Source organism: Paenibacillus sp. MER 180, from assembly GCF_023713665.1.
GTDB lineage: Bacteria > Bacillota > Bacilli > Paenibacillales > Paenibacillaceae > Paenibacillus_B > Paenibacillus_B suaedae.
In genome coordinates this window covers 295,408-308,396 of sequence record NZ_JAMAVT010000008.1, presented here as the reverse complement: position 1 = coordinate 308,396, position 12,989 = coordinate 295,408, and the positions used below count along the sequence as shown (strand labels likewise).

Annotated in this window: 1 protein-coding gene; it reads left to right on the top strand. The window is 47.1% G+C overall.

Annotated elements, in window-relative coordinates:
* Positions 1–6 precede the first annotated feature (6 nt).
* Positions 7–12,987 carry an SDR family NAD(P)-dependent oxidoreductase gene (locus tag M3661_RS15430; protein WP_251486488.1) on the top strand — a complete coding sequence of 4,327 codons (12,981 nt, stop codon included), beginning with the start codon at positions 7–9 and terminating at the stop codon, positions 12,985–12,987.
* Positions 12,988–12,989: the final 2 nt, after the last annotated feature.

The window sequence follows — 12,989 nt, the reverse complement described above, 5'->3', positions numbered from 1 at the left end:
TCAGTCATGGCGCAGGAGAAGGAATTATATCTTATTCCTCTTTCGGCACGAACGAAAGACGCGTTAAACCGGAGACTTTCAGATTTGCTAGATTGGCTGGGCAGAAATGAAGAACAGGCGAGCATCGGGGATATCGCCTATACGTTGGCGGTTGGAAGAGAGCATTTTGCTGAGCGCTGTATATTGGCTGCAAGCGATACCGAGGATTTGAAGACCAAGCTTCAACAAATGGTCAGCACAGGACGGGCGCCGGGACACATCGTTCCATGGACGAAAGAAGGTGCAGGCGAGTTGCCCCTTATGAAGCTTGGGCGACTGTATATCGAAGGCCGTGATCTGGATTGGCCGCGCTTGTATGCGAACGCCGGATTCCGCAAAATTCCACTCCCGGTTTATTCTTTTGCCAGAGAAAAAGTTCCTGTCGCAACTCCGGTACAGGTTCCGCTTGGCCTGCATGAATCGGAGGAATCGGCTAATTCGACAGCAGCTTTATTTTATGTTCCGAATTGGGTTCCAGCGGATTTGAAATCATGTGAAGGGCAGAAGCCGACCGAAGGAAATACCGCGATTGTTTTCCATGTCGGCACTCCTTTGGCAACAGAGTTGGCGAATTTGCTGGGCACCGGGAATAGATGCATTCTTGTCAAGGCTGGCGACGGCTTTCAATGTGTAGGGGATGAAGAATATAAGCTGGTTCCCGGCAATTTCGATCATTGCAGTCAACTGCTGCTTATGCTTAATGATAAAGGCATCTTCCCTAATCAGGCGGTCTTTATGGAATCGTCGCATGATGATATGGAGGATGGTAAGCCACGAATAGCGTGGGGAGGCAGTTCCGTCTTTGCGTTCAGCAAGGCATTGATGCAGCACGGACAGAGACACGGTATTCGTTTGTTGTATGTATATATGAATAACAAAAACAACGCTCCCCTGCACGCGGCAGTGGGAGCTTTTTGTAGGACAATACATCAAGAGAACCCTCATTATCGTTATAGTTCGGTTGGAATTGATCCGACATCCACGGCAGCAGAGGCTTCTAGACTAATTCGCAATGAGTTGGTAGGGGATTACGCTGAGTTGGAGATTAAGTTCGCCTTACAGCAGAGATTGGTGAAGCGTTATCGAGAAATAGATGCGTCCAATTCTGGGCTTCCATACAGAGAACATGGGGTCTATTTGATCAGCGGTGGTCTTGGTGGCCTAGGCATTATTATATCGCGTTTTTTGGCGGAGAAGTTTCGGGCGAAGCTCATTCTTATCGGGCGCTCAGAGCTGGATGACAAGCGGATGAATATCATTCGGGCACTTGAAGAAGCGGGTTCGGAAGTTTTCTACCTCCGTGCGGATATGTCCGATTATAAACAGGTTAATGAGGGAGTAACAAATGCTAAACGCCGTTTCGGTCGAATAGACGGTGTTTTTCATGCGGCTGGAATTTACCGAAACGGATTTATTTTACACAAATCGGAAGAGGATTTCTTGGATGTGCTGTCACCTAAATTAAATGGCGCGATTCACTTGGATCGCGTGCTTATTGACGAGCCTTTGCAATTTTTTGCACTGTTTTCCTCTACCGCATCCGTATTCGGAAAGGTAGGACAATCCGATTATGCTTATGCCAACAGTTTCCTGGATCATTTTGCTGTTTGGCGGCAAGAAATGGTACAAGAAGGAAAACGCTTCGGCAATACCGTTTCGGTAAACTGGCCGTTATGGGAAGATGGCGGCATGCAGATATCTGCTCTGGAAAGGACGAGTCTTATCGAGCAAGGGGGCATTTATCCTTTGCCAAGTGATAAAGGAATTGAGGCACTGTCCGCTGGTCTGCTGCAAAATAAGGGGCAACTGATGGTGCTGTACGGTACCAAGACCCAGACGAATACTTATGTGCAAAGGAAAATAATCCCCGACGCTAGGGGTGGTGAGTATTCCAGCACAAATAGTGATGTCAATTGGGGGATACAGGAGCCACCTAAACCGGTAAAGGAAACCTGCATGGAATCTCGGGAAGATTTGCTGAATAAGGTGGAGCAATGGTTGGCTGCCATTATTGCTGAAGAGATTGGACTTGCCCCTGAAAGGGTCGAAGCTCAGATTACCTTCGAAGATTACGGCATAGATTCAATCATCATCAATCGCTTTAATGCAGTAATGGAGGAGAAATTTGTTGCGCTGCCCAAAACGCTTCTCTTCGAATATCGCAATATTCGTGAGGTAGCCAATTATTTGTTAGCCTCTTATCGTCAACGATTGCTGGAAGTATTGAATATGGCTGACATGGATCAAGCTCGGCAGCACCGGCAAGGGGAATACTCTCAAGGAATGAAAATGCCAAGCATACCTCGGGATGTCGACATCCCGCAGACTGTCTCCATGAATCCTTCCGATTCTGAAGACCAGATTGCCATTATCGGGGTTGTTGGCCGTTATCCTCAAGCCAAAAACTTGGATGAATTCTGGAGGAACCTGAAGGAAGGTAGGGACTGCATTACAGAAATACCTCCCGAGCGGTGGGATTGTTCTGGTATATACGATCCGAATCCTGAAATGGCGAGATTAGGGAAAATATATTGCAAATGGGGAGGATTTATCGATGACATTGATCGATTCGATCCTCTATTTTTTAATATTTCGCCGAAGGAAGCTGAAACCATGGATCCTCAGGAACGAATGTTTCTGGAGACCGTGTGGGCATTGTTTGAAGATGCCGGTTATACAAAAGAGCGGCTAATGGAATATATTCGTCATGAGAGTAGTCCGGATATTGGCGTTTTTGTAGGTACGACTACAAGCTCTTACAATATGCTGGGTCAAGCAGTGAATGAGGATGGAGAAGTGGTCATCCCGAATGCAATGCCATGGTCGATAGCCAATCGCGTCTCCTATGTATTCAACTTCTGCGGGCCTAGCATGCCAGTGGATACAGCTTGTTCTTCATCGCTGACGGCAGTTCATTTAGCCTGTGAAAGCTTAAAGAAAAGGGAATGCCGAATGGCTGTAGCAGGTGGAGTCAATATCTATTTGCATCCCTCTAAATATGCAACCATGTGTCAGCTTCGCATGTTGAGCACAGACGGAAAATGCCGCAGCTTTGGACTCGGAGGGAGTGGGTTTGTTCCCGGCGAAGGGGTAGGGGCGATTCTGCTGAAACCGTTAAGCCAAGCGATTAGGGACGGCGATCATATTTATGCGGTTATTAAATCCAGCTCGATAAATCATGGCGGTCGAACGAACGGGTATACAGTACCGAATCCGAACGCTCAAGCTGCTTTAGTCACAGATGCGATCAGGAAGGCCGGCATTGATCCTAGAACGCTCGGCTACATTGAGGCACACGGAACAGGGACGGCGTTAGGCGATCCGATTGAAATTTCTGGATTAACAAAGGCGTTTCGATCATTTACTGATGAAAGGCAATTCTGTTCCATTGGCTCTGTTAAATCGAACATTGGCCATTTGGAATCTGCGGCGGGCATTGCCGGAATAACAAAGGTATTGCTGCAAATGAAGCATCGGTATCTAGTTCCTTCGCTGCATGCACAGCAAGGAAATCCGAATATTGAATTTGAAGACACGCCATTTTATGTTCAAAAAGAAGCAGCAGAGTGGAAATCGAGTATTTTTGGAAATGAAGGAGAGAATTATCCCGAACCTAGAAGAGCGGCCGTCAGCTCGTTTGGAGCAGGGGGCGTCAATGTACATATCATTTTAGAGGAGTATGCAGCGAGCGTCGCTATGCCAACGGACGTTGCGAATGACAGGGAGCAGTTGGCCGTTTTTTCTGCACGAAATCAGGATCGGTTGCAGCAATATGCTGGCACATGGCTGCGTTACTTAGATTCTGTCATAGAGGAATCCAATTCGAAGACAGCAATGGACGGTTCAGAACAGTCGCAATGGTTGAGATCCGTATTCAACAAAATCAAGGACGATCCATCTGGCGCACGTGGCCTTTCTGCCACAGCAATGAAGCATTTCGTGGAAGGACGGGCTGAGCTTATCGCCGAAGTTAGGCTTCATTTACTGAGCCAACTTCAACTGAAGGGCCTGTTTACAGTGGAAGGTGAACAGGCGCACGCAGATCGAGTTTATAACGTACTGGGTGCTTTGCCCGGGTACCGCAAGTTGATTGTCGGTATGCTTGAACTTTTGACGCAAGGAGGATTCCTGCAGAAGGAAGAGCAGTTATTTACGGCTACTCATGCAGTTACAGATTGGAACGTTCATTCATTTCGGGAAAATGGACACTATTCCTACTTGCCAAGCTTTTGCAGCCGGTATCCGGAGCTTGAGTCATGGGCTCGTTTGGCACATGATTGCATAGGTGCTTTTCCTCAGGTTATTTCGGGAAAGGAGAAGTATACGGATATTCTATTTCCGAATAGCTCTATGGAGAAGGTTGAACCTGTTTATCGAGGAAACGCGATTACGGATTATTACAATAGGCTGGTAGCCATATGTGTGCTCCAATATGTGGAGGAAATGCTTCGCAAATGCCCGGATACCAAAATCCGGATATTGGAAATCGGTGCCGGCACTGGGGGAACCAGCAGGCATGTAATGGAATCGCTTGCTCGGGTTAAGGAGCATGTCCATTATTTTTACACGGATGTTTCAGCGGGTTTTACCCAATATGGAAAGAGAACCTATCATTCCTTGGGGCTCCCTTATGTAGAGTATCAAGTATTAAACATTGAGAAATCGCCTGAATATCAAGGTTTCGACTTGAACAGTATGGACATTGTTTTTGCAACCAATGCGCTTCATGCAACAAGAAATATGGGGAGGACGCTTAAGCATGCTAAGTCATTGCTGAAGCCGAGCGGCTTGTTCATTGTAAATGAAGTGACCAGAAGATTGGATTATGCCACATTATCTTTCGGCCTTTCAGACGGTTGGTGGCTGTACGAAGAAGAGGAGGGTAGAATTGATCATTCTCCTTTGCTAACTGTCGCACGGTGGAAGGATTTATTGATGGATGTTGGGTTTGGCGCGGCTTATGCCTTCGGCTTGCCAGAACCTTATTTGCACGAGTCTGATCAGCATGTGATTGTGTCTGGAGCTGTTCTTCGTACACAGAATGATGATGCTCATGCGGTTCCTTGTATACGGGATATTGCATTTACACTGCAGACTGGTCGGGAGGCAATGGAGGAACGACTAGCCGTAGTTGTTTCTGACATAAGACATTTGCGGGACAAGCTGCAGGCATTTATTGCGGGGAAGCGCGAAGAAGAAGACATTTATGCGGGAAATGCAAGGCGGTCACGAGAACTGGCAGACCCTTTTTTAAAAGGAAAAGAGGGAGAGGGATTTATTCACACTGCTATCCAAGACAAGCGGTTGGACACATTAGCGCGCCTATGGGTGATGGGAGCGGAAGTGGATTGGGCTCTATTGTGGAACGGAGAGGCAAAACGCATTTCACTGCCTACCTATCCTTTCGAACGCGGGCGATATTGGATTCCCCAATCAAATCCGGGTACGATTCCATCCGAAGTAGTGCGCGAAGACAGTTGCATTTCCCAAAAGTCGCCTATGCATTCCGCAAATCAATCGGGAAAGAACGAGACCTTGTTCTATTACTGGGATTGGATCAAAGACGGGGAATCTCCAGAGAATACAGTTGCAGGGCTGCAAGGAGATTTGCTTGTTTTTTGCAATCAACTGGAGGATGGTTTGATAGTCCGCCATATGGTTGATGCAGGATCCGGGAATGCAAGGGTGTTTATCGTGATTCGGCATAACGATTTTAATCGGATTGACGACAAACATTATGAAATGAATATCGAACGGGAGCATGATTTTACACGATTGTTCGAACAATTGAGTCTTAGCGGTTTCCGTCCTGGGAATGTGCTGCATTTATTATCTTTTGGTAGCAGCATACGTTGTAGTGATGGATACCAAGCAGACTTGGAAACCGGATTTTATTCAGTGTTTTCCCTTTGCCGACAATGGTACACATCATTTCCTGAGCATAGCTTGAACATGGCCTACGCTTATCCGGGGGATTTGATGACGTCTCACCCTGAATTTTCAGCTATTGCCGGATTTGCAAGAAGCCTAACTATGGAACAACATCGATTTTCCTGTGTGATAGCTGGGTTTACGTCTCAAAATGTTGATCTTGCTGCTCGTTGTCTATTAAGTGAACTTGGACGAAGCTTACCAGATGTGAGGGAACTTTTGTATGCGCAAGGAGTGCGCTATACAAGAAAAAGACTTGAATATGCGCTTCTAGATGTAGAGACCTCTACAACATGCTCTATAAAATCAGACGGGATATATTTAATCACCGGAGGCGCGGGTGGTTTAGGGCTTATGATGGCACGTTACTTTGCCCAGCAAGGGGTACGCCAGCTCCTATTGACGGGGCGTTCGAAGTTGCAGCAGGAGCAGCGGGAGCAGATTCAAGAGATTGCCAAGTTGGGGTGCAGAGTAGAATATTGGATGGCAGATGTTGGATGCAGGTCAGAAGTCGAACGCCTAATTACGAACATGAAGGAACGCTTCGGAGCTATCAATGGAATCATTCATGCAGCCGGTGTTGTACGGGATTGCGCGTTGATCAACAAAGACAGAAAGCAGGCGGAGCAAGTCATCCATCCAAAAGTCTATGGAACGATTTTTCTTGATGAGGTGACAAGAAACGAGACGCTGGATTTCTTCGTCATGTTTTCATCTTTAGCCTCCGTTCTCGGGAATTCCGGTCAGACAGATTACGCTTTCGCTAATTCGTTCATGGATTTTTATGCGGAATACCGTCATACAATGGAACGGAAGGGAGAACGAAGTGGCAAAACTTTAGCCATACAATGGCCGTACTGGCAGCATGGAGGCATGAGGATGAATCCCGAGGCAGAGCAATGGTTTACAAATGCGATGGGATTTCGTCCCATGCCGTCCGAGTGCGGGTGGCAGTCGTTTCTGCTCGGATTGCAGGCACCTAGCTCACAATTGGCGGTCATGCACGGGGATGCGCAAGCGATAAGACAAAGAATCGAGCTGCCCCAACAAACGGCATCGTTCATAACGGGAAGCGTCGACGTGAATGGCATGTCAGAATATGTGCATCAAACCATTACCGATATGGCAGGGAAAATTGTGAAAATTCGTTCAGATTCTCTCGATCCTGATGCGGAGTTCGGGCATTACGGCTTTGATTCCAATTCACTCATGCGGCTAATCAATTCGTTGAATGCTGAGTTCAAACTGCAATTAATGCCATCTTTCTTGTACGAGTACACAACGATTCGTCTTGTCTCCGATTACGTTGTTGCCCACTATGGGGAAAATGTTCAGCAGTCGATGAACAAATCAACGGATTATCAGCAGATTCTCATGCCATTTCCGCATATTCAGAAAGACTGCGAGTCTGAATCAGCGGAAAAAACTAGTGACCCGAACGATACGAACGATGCTAGTAAGAATGAAAAATCAAAGCCGATTGCCATCATCGGAGTAAGTGGCGTATTTCCTCATGCGGAAAATACGGAAGTTTTTTGGAACAACTTGATCAAAGGAATTGATTGCATCGAAGAAGTGCCGAACCGTAGATGGGATTGGGAAGCTTATTATGGCGATCCTTTAACGGAATCCAATAAAACGAATATCAAATGGGGCGGATTTATCGAGGATGAGGATAAATTCGATTCTTTATTTTTTCGCATTTCACCGCGCGAAGCGGCATGGATGGATCCACAGCAGCGTCTCTTTTTAGAAACGGTGTGGAAGACCATTGAGGATGCTGGTTATCGGGCTGATCGATTATCCGGCTCGCGAACCGGGCTGTTTGTTGGCGTTTCCGGAAGCGACTATCATGATTTGATCAAAAAATCGGGAATCGAGACAGTTTCCCATTCTGCTACTGGGACGGCACATTCGATTTTGGCGAATCGCATATCCTATCTCCTGGATTGGCGAGGACCCAGCGAACCGATTGATACGGCCTGCTCCAGTTCGCTGGTGGCGATAAAGCGGGCAGTCGATGCGATCCGCCACGATGAGTGCGACATGGCGATCGCTGGCGGGGTAAATTTGCTGCTTGATCCGGAATTATATGTTTCTTTGAGCAAAGCGGGGATGCTCTCTGGAACGGGGAGATGCAGAACCTTCGACGAAGGAGCAAACGGATATGCACGCAGTGAGGGTGCAGCGGCGATTCTCTTGAAACCATTGGATCGGGCGGTGGCGGACGGAGATCAGATCTATGCTGTTATTAGAGGAATTGACGTCAATCATGGGGGAAGTGCCCATTCCTTGACAGCGCCCAATCCTGCAGCGCAAGCGGAGGTCATTGAGAGAGCTTGGATACAATCGGGCATTGATCCAAGCACAGTGTCCTATATCGAAACTCATGGCACGGGAACCAAGCTCGGAGATCCTGTTGAGATTGAAGGATTGAAACTGGCGTTCAAGCATCTTTATGAACGTTGGCGGAAAGTCTACCCAGGGAACACCGCATGTGGATTGGGTTCAGTAAAAACAAGCATTGGACATTTGGAACCGGCGGCCGGAATTGCCAGTGTTGTAAAGGTAATGATGGCGATGAAGCACGGCAAGCTTCCAGGAAATATTCATTTTCAAAAATTGAACCCTTATATTGAGCTTGGTGGTTCTCCGTTCTATATCGTAGCGAAGAACAAGGATTGGATATCCGCAACAGACCAGGATGGAAACCATGTGCCACGCCGAGCAGGCATCAGTTCTTTCGGATTTGGCGGCGTTAATGCTCATTTAGTATTGGAGGAGCATGTTAAATCTTCGATCGTTCCTATGCAACCGGTTGCTCAAGAGCAGATTGTCGTGCTGTCAGCAAAAGATGAAGAGCGGCTCAAGGACTATGCAGAGCAATTGCAAATACATCTTAACGGCTTATTCAGTCCGTTATCAGACAAATGCATAGTGATGGACCGCATTCAGGAGGAACTGTTGACGATGTGCGCCACCACGCTTGACATGGACAGAGCTTACATCGGGGCAGACGAGGGAATTGATCATCTGGGAGCTGAGCCTATTCATTTGTTACGACTTATGGAAAAAATTAATGAGAAGTATCAATTGAATTTGAATCATATGCAGTTGGATGGATACCCTTCTGTTGCCCAATTGTCTAAGCGAATAGTTGAGCAGAATACATCCAATGGTTCCCTTTCTCGTGAAATCTCCCCACAGGAGCGGGAAAAAGAGAAAAATGCGATTCCATCCCTTGCTTCTCTTGCGTACACACTGCAGGTTGGCAGGGTTCCAATGGAGGAGAGGGTCGCGTTCGTTGTTTCCTCCGTAGAGGATCTGTGTCATAAATTGCAGCAATTCATAATTGGAGGAGCGGTAACGGGCATATACAGAGGGAAGCAAAGCAAGGCAGGGCATGCTTCAGCAGCTTCAGCAACCCGGAATCACTTCTCCCAACTTGAAACTGAGGATCCTCGCCTTTTGGCAGAACAATGGGCAGCGGGGGCAGAGATAGATTGGAAGAATTTTTATGGTGAGATCAGCCCAGCCAAAGTATCGTTGCCAACGTATCCTTTTATGCGCCAGTCCCATTGGATTTTACCCCGGAAATCATCTGAGAAAGCGCAGAGTTCCGATACAGAGAAGAGGGATCGGCTCTTATTAAGCAAAGTGTGGAAACGATGCCGGGTAGAGAGTATCGAAGAAAGTCCTCTGCTGTCACCAATTCTGATTATAGCCAACAAAGATACCGAAAAACTAGCAGAATGGATAGCGAAAAGGACAGAAGTTGTTCTGGTGTCGGATGGAAATATATACAGTGAGATTGGCAATGATCGGTTCTCAGCTAATCTGCAGGAAGAAAGTCATGCCTTACAAATTATGGAGAAATTAGAGTCTGCAGGACATGTCTTTTCTTCATTTGTAGATATGTCTGATCTTTACCGAACTAAGCGTCACGTTCCAGCGATTAACTGGGGAAAAATCTCCTTGTTGCAATGGTTTGTTAAACGATCAATGAGTGCAGGAGCCCAGGTTCTGCAATTTACGCAAAATTTGCAGGCATTTGCTTCGACTCGACATACGTTAGCCGGAGCTAACTTTGCTGGAATCGTTAAGATGTTAAGCTCGGAATATCGAAAATTAACAAGTAAAACGATCGACCTCGATCGTTATCCGATCAATGGGAATGCAATGCTGGAACTTATTCGGCGTGAGTTGAAAGTGGAGGACAACGTAAGTGAGATTTGCTATCGAGACGGAGAACGATATTACCCAGAAATGATGGAAGTGGGTAAAGCGGACACAGGAGAAAAGTTGGAATTCTCTTCCGATCAGGTTTATGTCATTACGGGTGGAACTAGAGGCATCGGAGCTGAGTTGGCACGACATTTTGTCAAATTAGGCGTAACTAAGCTCGTTATCATGGGAAAGAGTTATCTTCCAGATCGAAGCGAGTGGGAAATGCTAATGCAGCAATCCGATAATGTCGGAATCCGAGAACGCGAGTCCATCAGACTGATCTTAGAGTTGGAGGGTAAGGGGGCCTCGATCCGTTACTATTGCGGATCGCTTACAGACAAAACCGGATTGCGCTCGTTTTTTGATGGGATTCGGAGCAGCTTCGGGGAGATTGCCGGCGTGGTTCATTGTGCCGGAGCACGCGATGATACGAATGTAGCTTTCGTTCATAAACAGGTGGGCGACATGCAGAAGGTGTTCGAACCGAAAATTGACGGCTTGCAGCTTCTTCATGAAATTTTGAGCTCATGTCCCTTGCAATTTTTCGTATTATTCTCCTCGGTTGCCGGGACGGTTCCTACCTTAGCAGCGGCATCCAGCGATTATGCCAATGCGAATGCCTTTATGGACTATTTTGCTGAATACCAGCATAAGCGGGGAAATACCTATTATCTTTCGCTGGCATGGCCTAGTTGGAAGGAAACGGGGATGGGGGAAGTACGTACACCTGCTTATACACAGATGGGGTTCAATTCCCTTTCTACTGCAGAAGGTCTTCGCCTGTTTGAATGGGCGCTGAGAAATAGAGAAGCTTATTCCCTGCTCTTGCCGTGTACGGTACAGCGACAATTCGATCAAGCGTCCTTGTTACGGATTTCTACGTCTTTGACAAATACGACGGCTAGCAATGCTGTACATGATAGCTCAACGCAAGAGAAACGAAAAGAGCGGAGCGATTGCATTGTTAGGAGCGAGCCGGAATCGGACATAAAAGGGAAACTTAAACGACTGTTCGCAGCAGAATTGAATTTGGAAGAAGAGCAGATCGATGATGATGTTCATTTTAGCGAATATGGAGTAGATTCAATTTTGTTGTCCGAATTGGTTAAGAAAGCGGAGATGCTCGTCGGCGGAAAGCTTGAACCATCGTTAATATTGGAATATCCAACGATTGCAGCGCTAAGCGAGCAGCTTGCCGTACAGAATGCGAGGAACGGTTTTGCCAGAAGAAACGAGTTGGTACAAGAGGGAAAAGCACCACTTAAGCTGTCAATGGAAAAGAGCAATGAAAGTCAAAAGGAAGACAGCACTGGACACAAAATTGCAGTGATTGGCATGGCGTGTCAGTTTCCCCAATCACCTGACCTGGAAACATTTTGGCAGCGACTAATTGAGGGTGCCGACTGTATAACCGAGGTTCCGAAGGAACGATGGGATACGGCAAAATTGTACTCCAAGGATGTGCGTAGCGGTAAGAGTATCAGCAAATGGGGAGGATTTTTGCAGGATATTGAGAGCTTCGATCCTCGCTATTTTAAAATTCGCGAGGAGCTTGCAGCCCAAATCGATCCTGGAATCAGGAAGTTTTTAGAGGTTTGCGATCAAGCGCTCAGAGATGCAGGCTATCTGCAGCAAGAACTATCCGGCCGCAACGTCGGTGTATATGCAGGAGCCAGAATGAGTTCATATTGCGGAAGGATTAAGGAGCCGCTGGCCGATACAGTTACAGGAAGCGGTCAAAACTTCATTGCTGGTCATGTGTCTCACTTTTTTAATTTCAAGGGTCCGAACGTTGTTGTGGATTCGGCCTGTTCCTCTTCACTAGTTAGTCTACATTTGGCATGTCAAAGTCTGTTGGCCGGGGAATCGGAGATGGCTTTGGCCGGGGGAGTCGATATATTGTTGGACGAGCAACCTTATCTCATGTTGAGTCAAGGCAGGGCGCTGTCTCCGGATGGAAGATGCCGCACTTTTGATGAGGGAGCGAACGGATTTGTGCCTGGGGAGGGCTGCGGCGCAGTTTTGTTGAAGCCACTCCGGCAAGCCGTATCAGACGGCGACAGAATCTATGCCGTTATTGAAGCTACGGCAGTTAATAATGACGGACATACAATGGGAATAACGACACCTAATCCGGAAGCGCAAATGGAAGTTATCGAAAAGGCTCTTGATGTGGCTGGAGTATCACCGGAATCCATTACTTATATAGAAACACACGGCACAGGAACGATGATTGGCGATCCAATTGAGCTGCGTGCTTTAACCAATACCTTTCGTAAATATACGAATGCCTTGCAATATTGCGGTGTTGGCAGCGTCAAAACCAATATGGGTCATTTATTAAGCGCTGCGGGAATTGCCAGCTTCATCAAAACGGCTTTGGCGATCCACAACGGGCATCTTCCGCCAACGCTTCATTGTTCTACGCCGAATCCAAGGTTCCAGTTTAGTAGTTCTCCATTCTATCCCGTTACCGAAGCGAAGGAGTGGATGCCACCGCATGGTGTCCGAATGGCTGGAATTAGTTCCTTTGGATTCGGGGGTACTAATGCCCATGTCATACTAAGTTCATGGAATAACGAGGGCATTTGCGTACGCTCCCCGCTTCCGAAAGCGAGTTTCAATAAGGGACGCTACTGGATCGAGGCTGAAATACAGACAGACGGGCATTTCAGATCGGTCGAAGCGAAAGAGAATACATGCGAGCTGCCTTTATTTTTGCAAATCATCGACGAGTCTGGTGAAAACTCCGATACAGAACGGCTGGAAGAAAAAAGTGTTGTCATCTAGCC

Coding starts and splice junctions, on each gene's coding strand:
- M3661_RS15430 (WP_251486488.1), top strand. CDS start 7: ATGGCGCAGGAGAAGGAATTATATCTTATTCCTCTTTCGGCACGAACG.